Origin of the sequence: Bradyrhizobium sp. CCGB20 (genome assembly GCF_024199855.1) — a bacterium.
GTDB lineage: Bacteria > Pseudomonadota > Alphaproteobacteria > Rhizobiales > Xanthobacteraceae > Bradyrhizobium.
Genome location: NZ_JANADN010000001.1, coordinates 6370691 through 6389659, shown reverse-complemented (window position 1 = coordinate 6389659; position 18969 = coordinate 6370691). Strand labels below are relative to the sequence as shown.

Genomic DNA, 18969 nt, shown 5'->3' with positions numbered 1-18969 from the left:
ATCATGTCGAGATTCCGGGTTCGCCTCGTCGAGGCGCCCGGAATGACCAATTCAACAACAGGACCTCCGCTATGAATGCGAAGCCCGGCTTCACCGACTACATCGTCAAGGACATTTCGCTCGCCGATTTCGGCCGCAAGGAGCTCTCGCTCGCCGAGACCGAGATGCCCGGCCTGATGGCCACCCGCGAAGAGTTTGGCCCGAAGCAGCCGCTGAAGGGCGCGCGCATCGCAGGCTCGCTGCACATGACGATTCAGACCGGCGTGCTGATCGAGACGCTGGCAGCTCTCGGCGCCGACATTCGCTGGGTTTCCTGCAACATCTATTCGACGCAGGATCACGCTGCGGCCGCGATCGCCGCCGCCGGCATTCCGGTGTTCGCGGTCAAGGGCGAGAGCCTGACCGAATACTGGGACTACACCGCCAAGCTGTTCGACTGGCACGGCGGCGGTCACCCGAACATGATCCTCGATGACGGCGGCGACGCCACCATGTACGTCCATCTCGGTCTGCGCGCCGAGAACGGCGACGCCGCTTTCCTCGACAAGCCCGGCTCCGAGGAAGAGGAAGTCTTCTTCGCGCTCCTGAAGAAGCAGCTCAAGGAGAAGCCGAAGGGCTACTTCGCCGAGATCGCCAAGAGCATCAAGGGCGTCTCCGAAGAGACCACCACGGGCGTGCATCGTCTCTATGACATGCAGAAGGCCGGCACGCTGCTGTGGCCGGCGATCAACGTCAACGACAGCGTCACCAAGTCGAAGTTCGACAACCTCTATGGCTGCCGTGAATCGCTGGTCGACGGTATCCGCCGCGGCACCGACGTGATGATGTCGGGCAAGGTCGCGATGGTCGCGGGCTTCGGCGACGTCGGCAAGGGCTCGGCCGCCTCGCTGCGCCAGGCCGGCTGCCGCGTGATGGTGTCGGAAGTCGATCCGATCTGCGCGCTCCAGGCCGCGATGGAAGGCTACGAGGTCGTGACCATGGAAGACGCCGCCCCGCGCGCCGACATCTTCGTCACCGCGACCGGCAACAAGGACATCATCACGATCGAGCACATGCGCGCGATGAAGGATCGCGCCATCGTCTGCAACATCGGCCACTTCGACAACGAGATCCAGATCGCGGGTCTGCGTAACCTGAAGTGGACCAACATCAAGCCGCAGGTCGACGAGATCGAATTCCCCGACAAGCATCGCATCATCATGCTGTCGGAGGGCCGCCTCGTGAACCTCGGCAACGCGATGGGCCATCCGTCCTTCGTGATGTCGGCGTCCTTCACCAACCAGACGCTGGCGCAGATCGAGCTTTTCGCCAACAACAAGGACGGCAAGTACAAGAAGGAAGTCTACGTGCTGCCGAAGTCGCTCGACGAGAAGGTCGCGCGCCTGCACCTCGCCAAGATCGGCGTCAAGCTCACCGAACTCCGCAAGGACCAGGCCGACTACATCGGCGTGAAGCAGGAAGGTCCGTACAAGTCGGACCATTACCGGTACTGAGATCGCCTCCAGTTGCGACACAAAGGCCCCGGAGCGATCCGGGGCTTTTTTTGTTGGCTCCCTCCGTGGTACGCTCGGAGGTAGAGCCAGAACAAGCCCGCCACTTCTGAAGCGGGTGGCCGCGTTTCCCACGTTCATTGTCAAATGCATATGGAGGGAATGCGATGTCCAGCGAAGCCAACGTTCAGTTGCTCAAGGAAGCCTATCGTCGGTGGAACGACAGCAAGGGCGGCAGCGTCGACTATTGGTTCGACAGCGTCATCGGCCCGCAGATCAAATTCGACTCGCTTCCGCAGGGGGCTCCGGCGGTGCCCTTTGCCAAGTGCTATGACGACCGCGTCCAGCTGCGTGGCTATTTCGAGGGTCTGCTGGCTGACTGGAGCATGCTGCACTACACCATCAATGAATACGTCGCGCAGGGCGACGCTGTTTTCGCGCGCGGCTCAACTGCCTGGACCAATAAGAGGACCGGGAAGGTCGCTGAGACCCCGAAGGTCGATTTCTGGCGCTTCAAGGACGGCAAGGCAGTCGAATTCTACGAGTATTTCGACACCGCCCTTGTCTACGGCGCGGCCACCGCCTGACGGTTGCAATTCGGCACGGCGTCGCCCATCCTGTGGCGGGGAGAAACGCCATGGCCGAAACCAAAGAACATTTCGACGTGCTGATCGTCGGTGCCGGCCTGTCCGGCATCGGCGCGGGCTATCACCTTCAGAACAAGTGCCCCGGCAAGAGCTACGTCATCCTCGAGGGCCGCGACTGCATCGGCGGTACCTGGGACCTGTTTCGCTATCCCGGTATTCGCTCCGACAGCGACATGTTCACGCTCGGCTATTCGTTCAAGCCGTGGACTGATCCGAAGGCGATCGCGGACGGGCCGCAGATCCTGAACTATGTGCGCGAGACCGCCACCGAGAACGGCATCGAAAAACACATCCGCTTCCGCCATCGCGTCAAGCGCGCGGCGTGGTCGACGCCGGATGCACGCTGGACCATCGAGGCCGAACGCATCTCGGGTGAGGGCGCGACTGAGGTCGTGCGTTTCACCTGCAATTTCCTGTTCATGTGCTCGGGCTATTACAAATACGAGGCGGGCTATACGCCGGAATTTTCGGGCGTTGCGGATTTCGCCGGCCGCATCGTGCATCCGCAGAAATGGACCGAGGACATCGACTATGCGGGAAAACGCGTCGTCGTGATCGGCTCGGGCGCAACCGCGGTGACGCTGGTGCCGGAGCTTGCCAAGAAGACGGCGCAGGTCACCATGCTCCAGCGTTCGCCGACCTACGTGGTGTCACGTCCCGCGCAGGATCCCGTTGCCAACAAGCTGCGCCGCAATCTGCCGACGCGGCTTGCTTATCATGTCATTCGCTGGCGCAACGTAATGTGGGGGATGTTCTTCTTCCAGCTCAGCCGCCGCCGTCCTGCGAAGGTGAAGGAGCTGGTGCTCAAGGGCGTGCAGATGGCGCTCGGCCCCGACTACGACGTCGCGACCCATTTCACGCCACGCTACAATCCCTGGGACCAGCGGCTGTGCCTCGTGCCTGACGGCGATCTGTTCAAGGCGATCCGCGAGCAGCGCGCCTCCGTCGTCACCAGCGAGATCGACACCTTCACCCGCGACGGCATCCGTCTGAAGGACGGCAGCGAGCTTGTGGCCGACATCATCGTGACGGCGACCGGCCTTGTGCTCCAGGTCGTCGGCGGTCTCGACGTCAGCGTCGATGGCCGCGCCGTCGACTTTGCCAATGCGCTGACCTACAAAGGCATGATGTATGCGGACGTGCCGAACATGGCGTCGGCCTTCGGCTACACCAACGCGTCGTGGACGCTGAAATGCGATCTCACCTGCGAATATGTCTGCCGTCTGATCAACTACATGGACCGGCACAATTTCCGCCAGTGCATGCCGCACAATGACGATCCTGAAATCACCGCGCAGCCGTCGCTCGATTTCACCTCGGGCTATGTCCAGCGCTCGGTCGCCAAGATGCCGAAGCAGGGCTCGAAGCAGCCGTGGCGGCTGTACCAGAACTACGCGCTCGACATCGTCTCCTTGCGCTTCGGCCGGATCGACGACGGCGTAATGCGGTATTCCTGACCGCGCCGCCGCCGCCCGCTTCTATGCCTTGCGCGTGGTGAGCGCGAGGCCAAGATCGATCGCAAGCGCGAGCACCACGGCGCCGCCACCAAGTCCGAACAGGACCAGATAATCGCCGCCGGTCTGCGCGTAGATCCAGGAGAAGCCGTAAGCCGCGGCCGCCTGGAACAGCGCGAAGCTGGTCGTGGCGTGGCTCCATGTGGCGCGCTGCTGCTCGGTCGAATGCGGCACGAGCTCGTGAATGCGTCCGAGCACCAAAGGCACGATGCCGGGCGTGAAGCCGCCGACCACGACACTCGATACGATCAGCGAGAGCGGTGCCGTGCTGACAGTGGGCAACAGCACCGCGGCCGCCTCGATCAGGAACGCCGCGCGCAACGCGGGGCCGAAACCTGATCTGTCGCCGAGATGGCCGGTCACGAGCGGGCCCAAGATCGCGCCGAGGCCGTACAGCACCCAGTAGCGCGATCCGGCGGCAATGCCCTGGCCGAGACCGCGCGCGACGAAATCGACGATGAAGACCATATGCGGAACCAGGGCCACCGCGTTGAGGCCGTACTGGACCAGCAGGGCGCGGACGGCGGGCGAAGCACGGCGATGCTTCGCGTGATCCGGCGCATGAGCGGCGTCATCCTTGGTGTCCGCGGGCCAGTTCCACCAGCTCGTGAGCGTGAGCACGGCGGAGAGCACGCCGAGGCCGTACCAGCTCTGCTGCAAGCCCTGTTGCAGCAGCAGCGGCACCAGCGTGCCCGATGCGGCGACCCCGAGGCCGACGCCGGCAAAGATCACGCCGCCGACGATGCCGCGCCTCGCGGCTGAGACGTGCGGCAGGATGACGGAGGCCGCCAGCACCATGATGATTCCGCCGGTGAGGCCCGACAGAAAGCGCCAGGCGAAGAACCAGGTGAATGACACCGGAGTAGAGCTCGCGAAAAAGGAGAGGGTGGCGAGCAGCATCATCGCGCGCAACGCGTGAACCGCGCCGATGCGGGTGGCCAAGGCGCGTGCCGCGAGCGCACCGGCGAGGTAACCGGCGAGGTTGGCGGCGCCGAGGTAGACGACGTCGGATGCGCTGAACCATTTTGCGGCGATCAGCGCCGGGATCAGTGGCGTGTAGGAAAAGCGGGCGAGGCCAAGTCCGACCAGTGATGCGGACAATCCTGCCACGGCGTATCGCCAGGTGGTTCGCGACGTCGATTCCGGCTGCGGGTGCAGCCGGGTCTCCATATGTTGCTTCGTATTTGCGTTGGTCATCTCATCCTCCTGCGCGCGATTGCGCGCGGATCAGCCTGTCTTTGCGGCGCGGCGGCGCCGGAATTCCTGCACGGGCAGGCCGCCCCAGCCCCAATTGTCGGTGTCGACTTCCTCGATCACGACGAAAGTGGAATCGAGCGGCTTGCCGAGAACGTCGAACAGCAGCTGGCTCGATCCCCTGATCAGCGCGGCCTTCTCCTCCGCGGTGAGCGACGCCGCTCCCGGCGCCGTTCCTTCGCGGGTCACTTGAATGGTGACAATGGGCATCGTGCGTCTCCGCGCTCAGTGACCGGCGCTCTGGCCGCCATCGACATGCAGGATCTCGCCGGTGACGAAGGAGGCGCCCTCGAGATAGAGCACGGCATCGACGATGTCGGACATCTCGCCCATGTGGCCGACCGGGTGCAGCGCACCGTACTGGGCGTGCGTAGCGACCACGTGCATCGGCGACTTGATGATGCCCGGCGAGACCGCGTTCACGCGGATGCCGCGCCTCGCATATTCGATCGCAAGCGACTTGGTCGCGGCGTTCAGCCCGCCCTTGCTCAGCGAGGCCAGCACCGACGGCACGTTCGAATTGGCCTGATCGGCCAGGGTGGTCGTGATCTGGACGACGTGACCCGAACCCTGCTTCTCCATCTCGGCGATGGCGAGCTGCGTGATGTGGAAGAAGCCCGCGACGTTGGTGCCCATCACCGCGGCATAGTCCTCGGCCGTGTACTGGGTGAACGGCTTGGCGACGAAGATGCCGGCATTGTTGACCAGCGTGTCGACGCGGCCGAAGCGAGCGACGGCTTGCGAGACCACGCGCTCCGCCGTGCTGCGGTCGGCGATGTCGCCGGGAATGGCGAGGACATCGTCGTCGCCCGATGGCTTGATGGAGCGCGCCGTTGCGACGACGCGGTAGTTGCGATCGCGAAAACCCCGGACCAGGGCGGCGCCGATGCCCTGCGAAGCACCGGTGACGATGGCGACTTTCTGCTCGATACCCATGATGGGCTCCTGTTGTTGGCTTGTGCCGGCCGATGGCTGGCTTGCGTGATGAGATACGCCGCGGGCCCCTGGCCGCGAATACGCGCCGTCCGGTAGACACTCTTTCGCGGCGCGAACGAATGCCGGATCGGCCTCTGGCGGCGGTTGTCGCGGCGGTGGCAAACGCCTAGCTTGCCACCACAATTTCATGGGGCGACGGGACGCGCATGGATCGTCTGGATGCGATGAAGGTGTTCGTCCTTGCGGTGGACGAGGGCAGCTTGGCTGCCGCAGGGCGCAGGCTCGGCCGTTCGCCGGCGGCGGTCAGCCGCGCCATCGCCTTCCTCGAGGAGCGGATCGGCGCCGAGCTGCTGCACCGGACGACGCGATCGATCAAGCTGAGCGAAGAAGGTGAGCGCTATGTCGCGATCTGCCGCCGCGTGCTCACCGAGTTGGAGGAGGCCGACGACATCGTGGCCGGACCCCGCATGGCCCCCCGCGGGCTGCTGACGGTGACTGCCCCCGTGGTGTCGGGCGAGATGGTGCTGCGGCCGATCCTCGATGCATTTCTCGATGCCTATCCGACCGTGTCGGCAAAGCTCCTGCTGTTCGACCGCTCGGTCAATCTGATCGAGGAGGGCGTCGACATCGCGCTTCGCATCGGCCCTCTCGCGGATTCGGCGATGGTCGCGATGCGGGTCGGCGAGATCAGCCGCGTCGTGGTGGCTGCGCCGCGCTATCTGAAGCAGCACCCGCGCATCGCCGAGCCCGGCGATCTCGCCAAGCACCAGATCGTGGCGATGGCGCACCTTCCCAATTCCTGGACCTTTGCGCCGCAGGCCGGCGCATCGGCAGCGCGGACGGTGCAGTTCACGCCGCGCCTCGTTGTCAACAGCACCTATGCGGCGGTGGCATCCGCGGTTGCCGGGCGCGGGGTGGTGCGGATGTATTCGTACCAGGTGGCCGAACAGGTCGCGCGCGGGGAGCTCGAGATCGTGCTGGCCGGCGACGAGGATCCGGAGATGCCCGCGCATTTGATTTGCCCGCAGGGCCGGCTCTCGGTGCCCAAGGTGCGGGCGTTCACCGACTTTGCCGTGCCGCGGCTGAAGAAGCACTTTGCACTGCTGAAGAAGAGCATCGGTGCGCGCTGAGCATCGCTGCTGCGTCGCGACTGCCAATGCGTTGTTTTGCGTATTCGAGCACCGGGGTGAATCGGCCATGCTGCCCAAACGGTTAACGCCGGATTAACCGCGGAGTCCTAGCCTGTCTCGGCCGGGGTTACTCGCAAGGCCGAGGTGAGCCCAATGGAAGCCCAGAGAATTGCAGTCGACGCCGTCGTCGCGCTGACCGATTGCGACCGCGACGCCGTCATCGCCTTCATCCGCCGGCTCTATCTTGCCGGCGTCACCGACCCCAAGCGCCTCACTTTCAAGGGCCTCCAGGCGCTGTCGCGGGGGTGAACCGGCTTGGCCGGCTTCCCGCGCCGGTTCCGCCCCCCGCGCTCTCCCCAGTGTGATTGCAACCCACCCGTGAATATCTTGCCGCTTCGGCCGGGGCGGGATAAATGACGCCCCGGCTGGGTCACCGGGGGAACGGGGAAATGTTGAAACAGCTTTTTGCGCCGCAACTCGTCATTTTGTATGTGCTTGCGGCCTCGACGATTTACGTTCACTTCCGCGGCAAGCAGCGGCTGCGCTTCGCGCGCCAGCTCGGCGATCACTCGACCTATCTCGCGCCCTACAACGTGCTGATGTATGCGGGCTCGGCCGTGCCGAACAGGCCGGTGATCTCGGTCGAGCAGTTTCCGGAGCTGAAGCCGCTGAGCGAGAACTGGGAAATTATCCGTGACGAGGCGGTGCGCCTGTTCGACGAGGGCTTCATCCGCGCCGCTGCCAAGAACAACGACTGGGGCTTCTACTCGTTCTTCAAGAGCGGCTGGAAGCGCTTTTACCTGAAATGGTACGACGACTTCCTGCCTTCGGCGAACACGCTGTGCCCGAAGACGGTGGAGCTGCTCAAGTCGATCCCGAGCGTGCATGGCGCGATGTTCGCGATGCTGCCGCCCGGCGGCAAGCTCGGCGCGCACCGCGATCCCTTCGCGGGCTCGCTGCGTTATCACCTCGGCCTGGTCACGCCGAATTCGAACAAGTGCCGGATCCTCGTCGACGGCGTCGAATGCGTCTGGCGCGACGGCGAGGCCTTCATGTTCGACGAGACCTTCATCCACAGCGCGGAGAATGCCACCGACGTCAACCGCATCATCCTGTTCTGCGACGTCGAGCGCCCGATGAAGTATGGCTTCATGACCGCGATCAACCGCTGGGTCAGCCACCACGTCGTCAAGGCTTCGGCGACCCAGAACGTCGAAGGCGAGGATGTCGGCGTGCTCAACAAGGTATTCGGCAAGCTCTATGAGATCCATCTCGGCAGCCGCAAGGTCAAGGAGTGGAACCGCAACGTGTACTACACGCTGAAATACTCGCTGACGGCGCTGGTGCTCGGCCTCATCGTGCTGTCGGCGTTGAAGTGAATGTGTAGGGCGGACAAGTCGTTAATCCGCCCTGCGATCCCCAGATTTCATCTGGCCGCGAACGCTACGAGTTGAACGCCGGCAGAGCCGAGGACGGCGGCAAGAATGTAACGCGTTGCCGCTTGCGAGAACCATCGCAAACCAATCGTGGTGCCGACCATCGCGCCGGCGAGTGCACCCAGGGCATATAGCCAAGTCTGGCTCGACGGTACTTGTCCCACGTAGAGCGTGCCAATCAATCCAACTGCAGAGTTACCCAAGATGAATGGCGCGGAAAGCGCCGCGGTCTGCCTGGGTGATGCCCAGCGCATCCCGACCAGAATGGGCGCGAGGAAAACACCGCCACCAACGCCAGTGAGACCGGAGATGAAGCCGACACCGGCGCCCATAGATATCGCGGCCCAGGGCGGAGTAACGCGATCCGGCGCATCGCGACTGCTCCGCCCAACTATCAAGACGACAGCGGCGACGAGGAGCACGAGCCCCGTCACCGCGTGGTAGATGTCTTCGGCCAGCACAATGGATGCGCCAAGCAGGGTGGTTGGCAGGGACGCAATCAGCAGCGGCTTGAGTTTTACCCAGTCGATATGGCTGCCGCGATCGAAGAGCCACGTGGAATAGGTCGCCGCGACGATATTCAGTAACAGAGCCGTTGGCCGCATCTCGTTTGGCGGAAACGAGGCAAAGGCCATCAAGGCAAGAAATGCCGTTCCTCCAGCATGACCTACTGTTGCGTAGAGAAGCGAGACAATAGCGAAGCCTGCGGTCAGCATTTTCTAGTGATGGTGCTTGTGTCCTTCTGGATCGTCGGCGCGCTGGTAACCTCGTAACTCCGCGTATCGCTGCATTTGACGCTGGTCGAGCAAGGCGGCGGTCGACAGATGATATTTGAGGTGGCTTTCACGCAGCTTTGCCTGGGTTTCGGAAATGGCAACGATGGCCGTCTTGAGCGATTCCGACGTCACGACGCGGGCAGAGAAAAGGTGGTCCAACTCCCTCTCTTGCTCGACAAGCTTGTTGCCCAGCGGGACCGCCTCTTGCTTCATGTCGTCAAAGAGACGCTGAACCTGAACGCGTTGATCCACTGTCAAGTCAAGGCGATCACCGAGCTCAAGCACATGGCTCGGACCGGGATATCCATTGAGTTCAGCGGCAAGCGCCAGGCCCATGCCGCGACCGGTCTGGAGATCGTTGATCTGCTGGCGCGAGAGTGCCTTGATGGGGCGCTGCTCAAGGCCAGCATACGGCTGGCTGGACTGCGCGTTCGCAGTGTTGCAGGTTACGACAAGCGCGGCCGCAAGCAGCAGAATGCGTCTCATAAGTCTGCCTCCATGAGATCAGCCCGGCTCGTTGATCAATCTCCACCGGTGCTCTCCAGATATCTTGCTGGACGGTTCGCCCCATGGCAACAAGATTGCCTTGATCGAGCGGCCAAACATGGAGCAGGCAATGGCCCCGTTGCCAGTTGCGAATACCGAGATCGTGCAATTCTTCCGTAAGTGGCTGGAGACCTTCTCAGGCTACGTCCGCGAGGTCGACTATGCTTCGGCGCGGCCGCTCTTCCATCCGGATGTGCTCGCCTTCGGCACGCATAACGATGTCATCCCCGGCCTCGATCAATGGGTCTCATCGCAATGGGACAACGTCTGGCCGAAGACGAGCGACTTTCGATTTGTCATCGAGCAGACATCCATTCTGGCGTCTCCCGACGGCACGATGGCAACCGTGATCGCGCCGTGGACGAGCACCGGCTATCATCCCGATGGCAGCGCGTTTCCGCGTCCCGGACGGGCCACGATGGTGTTTTCAAGAGTCGGCGACGGCTGGCTGTGTGTGCATTCCCACATGTCGCTCAATCGCGGCGTGCCGCAGGCAAGCCACGCCAGTCGGCCGGTGAAGGCCTGGTAGATCGAAAACGTCCGCGATCGTGCGCTCGACATGCAAAAGGCCCCGGACAGGTCCGGGGCCTTTCGATATCGAGATGCTTTGCGGCTTACTCAGGCTGGCCGATCGAGACCTTCAGCGAGCCGACGCCGTCGACGCCGCATTCGAGCTTGTCGCCGGGCTGGAGCTGCGACACGCCGGCCGGCGTGCCCGTCATGATGATGTCGCCGGCGGCGAGCTTCACCTGCTGCGAGAGCTGCCAGATCGTCTCCGGCACGTTCCAGATCATCTGCTCGAGGTCGCCGGTCTGGGCTTCCTTGCCGTTGACCGTGAGCCAGATCTTGCCCTTGGAGGGATGGCCGATCTTCGAGGCAGGCTGCAGCGCGGAAGCGGGCGCGGAGCCGTCGAACGACTTGCCGATCTCCCACGGACGTTCCTTCTTGCGCGAGGCGATCTGGAGGTCGCGGCGGGTGAGGTCGATGCCGACGGCATAGCCGTAGACATGGTCGAGCGCCTTGTCGGCGGGGATGTTCAGCCCGCCGCTCTTCATCGCGACGATCAGCTCGACCTCGTGGTGCAAATCCTTGGTCAGCGGCGGATAGGGAATGGTGGCGCCGTCGGGCACCAGCATGTCGGCATGCTTGGCGAAGAAGAACGGGGGCGCGCGCTCGTCATTGCCCATCTCGCGGATGTGCTCGAGATAGTTGCGGCCGACGCACCAGATGCGGCGCACCGGGTAACGGCCGGCCTCACCGACGACGGGAAGCGAAGCCTGGGGCGGAAGCGGAATGACGTAGGAGGCGGCGTTCATGAAGCGGTCTCGCTGCTCTTGAGGTGAAGGAACTCTATGCGGTTGCGCTGATCGGCGCCAGAGCGCCGGCATCGTGATGTTGCAGGCGGAAGAACGAGGCGTAACGGCCGCCGCGGCGGAGCAGCTCGTCGTGCCGGCCCTGCTCGACGATTTCGCCGCCCTCGACCACCAGGATCGCGTCGGCGTGCATGATGGTGTGCAGGCGGTGCGCGATCACGATGGTGGTGCGGTTCTGGCAGAGATGCTCGATCGCCTCCTGCACCTGGCGCTCGGATTCCGAATCGAGCGCGGCGGTGGCCTCGTCCAGGAGGATGATCGGCGCGTTCTTGATCAGCGCGCGCGCGACCGCGATGCGCTGGCGCTGGCCGCCCGAGAGCTGCGTGCCGTGCTCGCCGACCGGCGTGTCGTAGCCGAGCGGGAAGCTCATGATGAAATCATGCGCGCAGGCCGCTTTCGCAGCATCGATGATCTGCTCTTCGGTCGCGCCGGGCTTGCCGAAGGCGATGTTGCTGCGGATGGTGTCGCGGAACAGATAGACGTCCTGGCCGACATAGGCGGTCTGGGCGCGGAGCGATTTGCGCGAGACCGCGCCGATCGACTGGCCGTCGATCACGATGTCGCCTTGCGTCACCTCGTAGAAGCGCAGCAGCAGCCCCAGCACGGTGGACTTCCCGCCGCCGGAGGGACCGACCAGCGCGGTGACCTTGCCGGGCTCGGCGACGAAGCTCATGCGGTTGAGCACGGTCTCGCTGGCGCGGTAGGAGAAGCTGACGTCGCGCAGCTCAATGCGCGCGTCAGAGAGCTTGAGCGACGGCTTGTCGTCGTCGGAATGCTCGCTCGCCGGGCTGTCGACGACTTCGAGCAGCATGCGGGCGCCGACGAGCTGGCTGTTGAGGTCGATGTTGAGCCGCGCCAGCCGCTTGGCCGGCTCGGTGGCCATCAGGAAGGCGGTCATGAAGGAGAAGAACGCGCCGGGCGTGGCGTTGAGCGCGACCACGCTGTAGCCGCCGTAGAGAAGGCAGCCGGCGACGGCGAAGCCGCCGAGCATCTCCATCAGCGGATTGGAGCGGTTGGCCACGCGGGCCATCTTGTTGGCGTTGCGCTCGACGATCGCGATGTTCTCGTCGATACGCCTCTGCATGGTCTCTTCGAGCGTGAACGCCTTGACGGTGCGGATGCCTTGCAGCGATTCCTGCATCGTCTCCATGATGTCGGCGGTGCCTGTGAACTGGTTGTAGGCGAGGCCCTTGATGCGCTTGACCAGCTTGCGCAGCACCAGCATCGCCGGCGGCACCACGACGAGGCCGATGAACGACATCACCGGATCCTGCCACACCATCACGCCGATCATGGCGAGCAGCATCATGAGGTCGCGCCCGACGGCGTTGACCAGCATGTTGAGGACGTCGGTGATGGATTTGGCGCCGGCTGTCAGCCGCGCCAGGAATTCAGACGAATGCCGCTCGGAGAAGAAGCCGACGCTTTCGCGCATCAGCTTGGCGAAGAGCTGGCGCTGGTTGGTGGCGAGGATGGCGTTGGAGATCTTGGTCAGGATCACCATGTGGCCGTAGGTCGCCACGCCCTTGATGAAGAGCAGGATCACCGTGATGCCCGAGAACATCGCGATGCCCGGGATGTTCTTGTCGACATAGGCCTGGTTGATGACCTGGCCGAGCACGTAGGTCGCGCCCGCGGTCGATCCGGCGGCAAGCGCCATCAGCGCGAAGGCGACGAGGTAGCGCCGCCAGTAGATCATCCCCTGTTCCGTGACCAGGCGGCGAATCAGGACCGCTGCCGCATAGGGATCGTCGGTGATTTTCTTTGGAAACTGGGCCATCCGGTGTCCATTGACGGAGCAAGGAAAAGCCTGCTCGCGCGTCAGGGATCGAAGGGCCTCTGTGCCCGCTAAAGCCGGGCTTTTCAAGCCCAATTAAGGGCTTGCGCCGGGATGGAATCTAGGCCGAGGCGGCGTGGCGGAGCTCGCCATGGCGCTCGCGGAACAGCTTGTCCTCCCAGGCCAGCGCGTGGGCCGCGATGGTCTCGAGGTCGTCGTATTGCGGCTTCCAGTCGAGCAGGCCGCGGATGCGGCTGGTGTCGGCGACCATGGTCATGATGTCGCCAGGCCGGCGCGGGGCGTATTGCACGGCGAAGCTGCGTCCCGAAACCCGGCGCACCGCGTCGATGGTTTCCAGCACCGAATAGCCGCGGCCATAGCCGCAATTCAGCGTCGTCGAGGCGCCGCCATTGCGGAGGTAAGCCAGTGCCGAGCGATGCGCCTGCGAGAGGTCCGTGACGTGGATGAAGTCGCGGATGCAGCTGCCGTCCTGGGTCGGATAGTCGGTGCCGAACACGTCGATCTTGGCGCGCTGGCCGGTCGCGGCTTCCACCGCGATCTTGAGCAGGTGCGTGGCGCCGACGGTGGCTAGCCCAATGCGGGCCTGCGGGTCGGCACCCGCAACGTTGAAATAGCGCAAGGTCACGTATTGCATGCCGTAGGCGGCGGCGACGTCGTGCAGCATGATCTCGCTCATCAGCTTCGACGAGCCGTAGGGCGACAGCGGCCGCGTCGGCGCGTGCTCGGGCACCGGCACCTGGTCCGGATTGCCGTAGACGGCGGCGGTCGAGGAGAAGATGAAGCGGCCGATGCCGCGCTTGACCGCGACGTTGAGCAGATTGCGCGCGGTCATGAAGTTGTTGCGGTAGTAGCCGAGCGGGTCGCGCATCGAATCCGGCACGACGACCGAGCCGGCGAAATGGATGATGCTCTCGATGTTGTGCTGGGCGATCACGCCTTCGAGCAAATTCTCGTCGCCGGCATCGCCAATGAACAGCGGTACGCCTTCGGGCAGATAGGCGGAGAAACCGGTCGAGAGATCGTCGATCACGACGACGTCCTCGCCGGCTTCCGCCAGCGCCAGGACCGTGTGACTTCCGATATAGCCGGCACCGCCGGTGACTAGCACAGTCATGATCTCACCCGTCTCCGATCAACGCGCCAAGTTAACGTTTGCGCGGTGAAGAGGGGGTTTCGGCGCGGCTGAACTGGTCACTATGCTTAATGTTGCGTATAGGGGGCCTGCTCAACGGAGTGTGACGTGACGAAATCCCCCGGCGACCTCGATGTGATCGTGCCAAATCTGCACAGGCGCTATTCCGGGGTGACCGCGACCAACCGGATGGTGGCGCCGCGGCTGGCAAGGCTGTTTCGCGCCGGCTGGCTCGGCTCCGATGCACCGGAGGGAATTGTGCGGCTGAGCACTGCGGATTTCCTGAAATTATGGGGCCGCAAGGCGCCGCTGATCTGGCACGCCCGGCGCAACAACGAGATGATCGCGGGCGTCGCGTTGCGTGCGCTCGGCTGGCCATTGAAACTCGTGTTCACGTCGGCAGCGCAGCGGCATCACAGCTGGATCACGCGCTGGCTGATCCGGCGCATGGACGCGATCATCGCGACATCAGATATCTCGGCCTCGTTCCTCAAGGTGAAATCGACGGTGATCCCGCACGGCGTCGACACCGATGTCTATGCGCCGCCGCTCGATCGCGCCGCTGCGTTCGCGGAAGCCGCGCTGCCGGGCCGCTACGCGATCGGCTGCTTTGGCCGCGTGCGCGCGCAGAAGGGCACGGATGTGTTCGTCGACGCGATGTGCCGTCTGCTGCCGCACTATCCGGATTTCACTGCCGTCATCGTCGGTCAGGTGACGCCCGAGCAAACTGTTTTTGCGAGCGACCTGAAGAAGCGCATCGAGGCGGCCGGCCTGCAAGCGCGCATCGTCATCACCGGCGAGCTGCCGATCGAAGCGGTGCAGCGCTGGTATCAGCGGCTGACGATCTACGCCTTCACCTCGCGCAACGAGGGCTTTGGCCTGACGCTGATCGAGGCCATGGCCGCCGGCAGCGCGCTGGTCGCTGCGCGTGCCGGGGCTGCCGAGCTCGTCGTCGAGGATGGCGTCACCGGCGTGCTGATCCCGACAGGTGATGCCGGCGCGCTCACCCTGGCGCTCGAGCCGTTGATGCGCGACGTGGCTGCTGCAACAGTGATGGGTGAGCGCGGCCGGTCGCGCGTGCTCGAGAAGTTCAGCCTCGATGCCGAAGCGGCGCGGATCGGCGAGGTGTATCGTCCGCTGCTCTGAAACGCCGTTTCCAGGGCAGCAAGGCAAAAAACCGCGAAAACAACCCCATGCACAGTAGCCGGGGCCAGCAGAATCAATGACTTGCGGCCGTCGACGATTTATTCTGATTTTACGAAGAAGATTTGACTCGTCGGGCAAAGCACCGGCATGATGTCATCATCGGCACAGCCTCGACGCCGTCGTGGTCGACTTCACATTGGGCAGCGCACATACGGCATTTGCACTGGCACCGGCTCCTTGGAGCTGAGCGTGATGTTATTCTCGCCGGAGAATGTCAGATCGAATGTCACGTCTGAAATCGCGACGCCGTCCGAGCACGACGCGATCAGTCGCATGTTCGGCCCGTCGTCGCGCAATGATTTGACGGTGCATTTTTCAAATGTGCCGGTGATTTGCTTTCCCTGGACGATCAGGCCGCCCGCGTGGAGATCGGCATCTTTCTTGAAGGCAAGCCTGTTGTTCTCTTTGGTGAACATTTGGCCACAGGCCGAGGCGTCGATTGACCAGGCTCCGTTCAAATCCGCAGCCTGTATCGAGGCCGATTGCGTCACGAGAAGTAATGCCGTCACCAAGGGATTGAAGGTCCTCATGAAACTCTCCGACTAAAGGGGCAATGTCGCTGAATCAGCCTCTTCGACGCCGAGAAGGCGCAGTAAGCACTAAGATGTGGTCCTTCGTACCGGTCTTGCGTCGCATTTGGGTGCGACGAACTGGCGAAACTGTTGTTGATCTAGGTCAAAGGACCTGCAGAACGCCCGTCTGCTTGCGGCAGGGCGCAGCGTAACGCGATGGGTCGCCCGGCTTGTCAGAATTCAGACAGGCCACCGAACATGTCCCGCGGCCTCCGCGCTTGCCACGGTTGGGGGAGCGGCGCCCGACTGAGGCGCGATGAGATCAGGATGAACCGTCGTCGCGCCTCAGGTTATCGTTGGAGCATGATCTTCCCGGAAAACCGCTTCGCGCTTTCCGGATCATGCTTCAGAGATCGATGCTGACGGCGATGTTGCGGCCCTGAAGTTCGGCAATCTTCATTCCATCAGCCTGCACTTGCGCGAACTCCGGGTCATTTGCCACGGCTTCCTGCACTTTGCCGTAAACTTCCCAATTGGCGTAGCGCGTCGCAACCAGCAACTCTCCTGCCCACGCGCCAGTATGGAAGCGGGAGAGCCGGAGAAATTCGGCGCCATGCTTCTCAAAGATCTTCTTTGCCTGTCTGACGATCTTGACCATTTCCTCGGGTTTGTCGGTCTTGAATCGGGTGAATTGAACGATCGGCATGGGTTACCTCCATCGTTGTGTAAACTGTTCAAGAGGCATGTATCGAGCGACGTTGAGGAGCTAAACCTCTGTTCGCGTCTCGATGAGGATTCGTCTCGGCCGACGTGATCCTGGTTCACCCTTGGCAAGTGGCACCCGCGCTGCCCTTTTCTGCGCCGTGCGCTTGAATGTCTTTACGCTTGGGTGTGTTCACGACTGTTGACCGGGTGTCGGACCGGCAGGCTCAATGGTCGCCTTTCGGGTGTCGAGCGGTCCCGACTAAAGCGCGATGAGATCAGGATGGATCGTCATCGCGCTTTAGGTTGTCGCTTGAGCGTGATCCCCGAGCACCCGCTGCGCAATTCCCACCACCTCGCTCGCCGCGATATCCCGCATGCAGCGGTGGTCGTTCATCTTGCAGATCGTGCTCTGGCAGGGCTGACAGGACAGCACGCTCTTGTCCTGGACCACGGTTGCAGCAAGGCCGTTCAACGGCGCCCAGAGGTAGGGGCTGGTCGGGCCGAAGATGCCCATGGTGGGCGTGCCCAGGGCGGCTGCGATGTGCATCAGGCCGGAATCGTTGGAGATGGCGACGCCTGCCGCGGCCATTGCCAGCACGCCGTTGCGCAAATCGTTGCCGGTGAGGTCCCGCACGCCCGGGCCGCCGGCCGCGACGATCTCCTGGGCGAGGCCTTTTTCCGCGGGGCCGCCGACCACCCAGACCTCCAGCCCACGTTCGGCCAGCAAGCGGGCAGCCTCCGGATAGTAGGTCCAGCGCTTTGAGACGCCGACCGAGCCGGGGGCCAGCGCCACGGCGGCACGGGCGCTCAGCCCGTTGGCCTGCCGCCAGCGGGCGATGTCGTCAGCCGGGACCCGCAATTGCGGGACCGGCCATTCTGGCGGCAAAGGCGCGCCGTCGGGCTGGGCGAGGGCGGCGTTCTTGTCGATGAAGCGGGGCAGCTTCTTCTCGCCCCAGCGCCAGCGGTTGAGCAGGCCGAACCGGAACTCGCCGACGAAGCCGACCCTTTCAGGGATGCCGGCCAGCGCGGGCGCGATGGCGGCCTTCCAGGTCCGGGGCAGCACCAGGGCGGTGCCATAGTTCCGCTCACGCAGCAGCTTCGCCAGGCCGAACTGGCGCCCCACGGCCAGCCGGCTGCGCGGCAGGTCCCAGACGATCCCCTGACGCACGCCGGGCATGTAATCGACCAGCGGGGCGCATAGGGAGGTGGTGAGGAGATCGACCGGCCGATTCGGCCAGCGCTCGTTCAGGACCCGGACAACGGTATGATTCCGGACGAAATCGCCAATCCACATATAGGGGATGATCAGGATCGGGCGGGTGTCGCTCCGATCTGCATCTCGGCTAAATTGCGAATCTTGGTTCATTCGTTAATAGGACCGGAGGGAGCGTGATGTGGCGGTTCGGTTACCCGCTCCGGGCCGGCAGGTAAAGCCGGGACGGAGCTGACCCAAAACCGCTTACACTTTGGTGGATCATGCGCTAGGGCAGGACCGGGCCATAAAACATCGGGCAGGGTAGGTGGAATGTTGCTGGTGACCGGCGGGGCCGGTTTTATCGGATCGAATGTCGTCGCCGCGTTGAATGACGCCGGCCGCAGCGACGTCGTCGTCTGCGACCTGCTCGGCAATGACGGCAAATGGCGCAACCTCGCCAAGCGCCAGCTTGTGGATATCGTTCCGCCGGCCGAGCTGCTCGATTGGCTGAAAGGCCGCAAGCTCGACGCGGTGATCCATCTCGGGGCGATTTCCGCGACCACCGCGACCGACGGCGACCTCGTATTCGAGACCAACTTCCGCATGTCGATGCGTCTTCTGGACTGGTGCACGGCGGGCGTCGTGCCGTTCATCTACGCCTCGTCCGCGGCGACCTATGGCGACGGCGAGGCAGGCTTTGACGACGACGCCTCGGTCTCCGCGCTGAAGAAATTGCGGCCGATGAATCTCTACGGCTGGAGCAAGCACCTGTTCGATCTCGCCGTTGCCGAACGCGCAGCGAAGGGCGATCGGCTGCCGCCGCAATGGGCCGGGCTGAAATTCTTCAACGTGTTCGGCCCGAACGAGTACCACAAGGGCTCGATGATGAGCGTGCTGGCGCGCCGGTTCGACGACGTCAAAGCGGGCCGTGTCGTGCAGCTCTTCAAATCGCATCGCGAGGGCATCGCCGACGGCGATCAGCGCCGCGATTTCATCTATGTCGACGACGTCGTGCGCGTCGTCATGTGGCTGCTGGCGACGCCATCGGTGTCCGGTCTCTTCAACGTCGGAACCGGCAAGGCGCGCAGCTTCAAGGACCTGATGCTAGCTGCCTATGCCGCGCTCGGCAGCAAGCCGAACATCGAATATGTCGACATGCCCGAGCAGATCCGTGGCAGCTATCAATACTTCACCCAGAGCGAGGTCGATCGCCTGCAGCGCGCCGGCTATAACGGCGGCTTCACGACGCTCGAGGATGCGGTGAAGGCCTATGTCGGGGATTATCTCGACCGGCCCGACCGTTTCCGCTGAGGCTCCAG

20 protein-coding genes are annotated in these 18969 nt (G+C 63.6%); 9 read left to right on the top strand and 11 right to left on the bottom strand.

Annotation, left to right across the window (positions count from 1 at the left end):
• Window positions 1–71 precede the first annotated feature (71 nt).
• From ahcY to NLM15_RS30020, 3 genes are all read left to right on the top strand, one after another.
• Window positions 72–1493: an adenosylhomocysteinase gene (gene ahcY / locus NLM15_RS30030; RefSeq protein ID WP_254121390.1), complete on the top strand. Its 1422-nt coding sequence runs from the start codon at window positions 72–74 to the stop codon at window positions 1491–1493.
• Between the two features lie 164 nt (window positions 1494–1657).
• A complete protein-coding gene (locus NLM15_RS30025; protein WP_254121389.1) occupies window positions 1658–2077 on the top strand; it encodes a nuclear transport factor 2 family protein in 420 nt (139 codons plus the stop codon).
• A gap of 50 nt (window positions 2078–2127) precedes the next feature.
• A complete protein-coding gene (locus tag NLM15_RS30020) occupies window positions 2128–3594 on the top strand; it encodes an NAD(P)/FAD-dependent oxidoreductase (protein ID WP_254121388.1) in 1467 nt (488 codons plus the stop codon).
• 21 nt (window positions 3595–3615) lie between these two features.
• Here the strand turns inward: NLM15_RS30020 and NLM15_RS30015 are convergent, their stop codons facing one another.
• Genes NLM15_RS30015 through NLM15_RS30005 form a run of 3 tightly spaced genes read right to left on the bottom strand, consistent with a single transcriptional unit; the run spans window position 3616 to window position 5841 of the window.
• Window positions 3616–4848 (bottom strand): MFS transporter, encoded by a 1233-nt coding sequence (locus tag NLM15_RS30015; protein ID WP_254121387.1) that lies wholly within the window; start codon window positions 4846–4848, stop codon window positions 3616–3618.
• 30 nt (window positions 4849–4878) lie between these two features.
• On the bottom strand, window positions 4879–5115 hold the full coding sequence (locus tag NLM15_RS30010) for a 4-oxalocrotonate tautomerase family protein (RefSeq protein WP_254121386.1): 237 nt from the start codon (window positions 5113–5115) through the stop codon (window positions 4879–4881).
• Window positions 5116–5130: 15 nt separating this feature from the next.
• Entirely contained in the window at window positions 5131–5841 is a 711-nt protein-coding gene (locus NLM15_RS30005; protein WP_254121385.1) for an SDR family NAD(P)-dependent oxidoreductase, read from the bottom strand.
• A 206-nt stretch (window positions 5842–6047) separates the two neighbouring features.
• Between NLM15_RS30005 and NLM15_RS30000 the strand changes: the two genes are divergently transcribed.
• From NLM15_RS30000 to NLM15_RS29990, 3 genes are all read left to right on the top strand, one after another.
• The gene (locus NLM15_RS30000) at window positions 6048–6971 is read left to right on the top strand and encodes a LysR family transcriptional regulator (protein ID WP_254121384.1); all 924 of its coding nucleotides are present in this window, start codon (window positions 6048–6050) and stop codon (window positions 6969–6971) included.
• A 153-nt stretch (window positions 6972–7124) separates the two neighbouring features.
• Window positions 7125–7280, top strand: coding sequence for a hypothetical protein (locus NLM15_RS29995; protein WP_198034869.1), 156 nt, complete (start codon window positions 7125–7127; stop codon window positions 7278–7280).
• A gap of 140 nt (window positions 7281–7420) precedes the next feature.
• Complete coding sequence (locus NLM15_RS29990) at window positions 7421–8350, top strand: aspartyl/asparaginyl beta-hydroxylase domain-containing protein (RefSeq protein ID WP_254121383.1); 930 nt, start codon at window positions 7421–7423, stop codon at window positions 8348–8350.
• 47 nt (window positions 8351–8397) lie between these two features.
• Here NLM15_RS29990 and NLM15_RS29985 read toward each other — a convergent pair whose 3' ends face one another.
• Both NLM15_RS29985 and NLM15_RS29980 read right to left on the bottom strand, forming a co-directional pair.
• Entirely contained in the window at window positions 8398–9123 is a 726-nt protein-coding gene (locus NLM15_RS29985) for a sulfite exporter TauE/SafE family protein (protein WP_254121382.1), read from the bottom strand.
• Window positions 9124–9126: 3 nt separating this feature from the next.
• The gene (locus tag NLM15_RS29980; protein ID WP_254121381.1) at window positions 9127–9669 is read right to left on the bottom strand and encodes a Spy/CpxP family protein refolding chaperone; all 543 of its coding nucleotides are present in this window, start codon (window positions 9667–9669) and stop codon (window positions 9127–9129) included.
• A 130-nt stretch (window positions 9670–9799) separates the two neighbouring features.
• On the opposite strand from NLM15_RS29980, the gene NLM15_RS29975 reads away from it, so the two are divergent.
• Window positions 9800–10258 carry a nuclear transport factor 2 family protein gene (locus NLM15_RS29975; protein WP_254121380.1) on the top strand — a complete coding sequence of 153 codons (459 nt, stop codon included), beginning with the start codon at window positions 9800–9802 and terminating at the stop codon, window positions 10256–10258.
• Between the two features lie 85 nt (window positions 10259–10343).
• Here the strand turns inward: NLM15_RS29975 and NLM15_RS29970 are convergent, their stop codons facing one another.
• From NLM15_RS29970 to galE, 3 genes are all read right to left on the bottom strand, one after another.
• Window positions 10344–11045, bottom strand: a complete 702-nt coding sequence (locus NLM15_RS29970; RefSeq protein WP_254121379.1) for a fumarylacetoacetate hydrolase family protein — start codon at window positions 11043–11045, stop codon at window positions 10344–10346.
• 34 nt (window positions 11046–11079) lie between these two features.
• On the bottom strand, window positions 11080–12882 hold the full coding sequence (locus tag NLM15_RS29965; RefSeq protein ID WP_254121378.1) for an ABC transporter ATP-binding protein: 1803 nt from the start codon (window positions 12880–12882) through the stop codon (window positions 11080–11082).
• Between the two features lie 118 nt (window positions 12883–13000).
• Window positions 13001–14014: a UDP-glucose 4-epimerase GalE gene (gene galE / locus NLM15_RS29960; protein WP_254121377.1), complete on the bottom strand. Its 1014-nt coding sequence runs from the start codon at window positions 14012–14014 to the stop codon at window positions 13001–13003.
• A gap of 126 nt (window positions 14015–14140) precedes the next feature.
• On the opposite strand from galE, the gene NLM15_RS29955 reads away from it, so the two are divergent.
• Window positions 14141–15178: a glycosyltransferase family 4 protein gene (locus NLM15_RS29955; protein WP_254121376.1), complete on the top strand. Its 1038-nt coding sequence runs from the start codon at window positions 14141–14143 to the stop codon at window positions 15176–15178.
• Window positions 15179–15369: 191 nt separating this feature from the next.
• On the opposite strand, the gene NLM15_RS29950 is transcribed toward NLM15_RS29955, so the two are convergent.
• The 3 genes from NLM15_RS29950 to waaF all read right to left on the bottom strand — a co-directional run bounded on the left by NLM15_RS29950 (window position 15370) and on the right by waaF (window position 17821).
• Entirely contained in the window at window positions 15370–15768 is a 399-nt protein-coding gene (locus NLM15_RS29950; RefSeq protein WP_254121375.1) for a hypothetical protein, read from the bottom strand.
• A 388-nt stretch (window positions 15769–16156) separates the two neighbouring features.
• Window positions 16157–16456, bottom strand: a complete 300-nt coding sequence (locus tag NLM15_RS29945) for a hypothetical protein (protein ID WP_254121374.1) — start codon at window positions 16454–16456, stop codon at window positions 16157–16159.
• A 297-nt stretch (window positions 16457–16753) separates the two neighbouring features.
• A complete protein-coding gene (waaF, locus tag NLM15_RS29940) occupies window positions 16754–17821 on the bottom strand; it encodes a lipopolysaccharide heptosyltransferase II (RefSeq protein WP_254121373.1) in 1068 nt (355 codons plus the stop codon).
• 159 nt (window positions 17822–17980) lie between these two features.
• On the opposite strand from waaF, the gene rfaD reads away from it, so the two are divergent.
• A complete protein-coding gene (rfaD, locus tag NLM15_RS29935; RefSeq protein WP_254121372.1) occupies window positions 17981–18961 on the top strand; it encodes an ADP-glyceromanno-heptose 6-epimerase in 981 nt (326 codons plus the stop codon).
• Window positions 18962–18969: the final 8 nt, after the last annotated feature.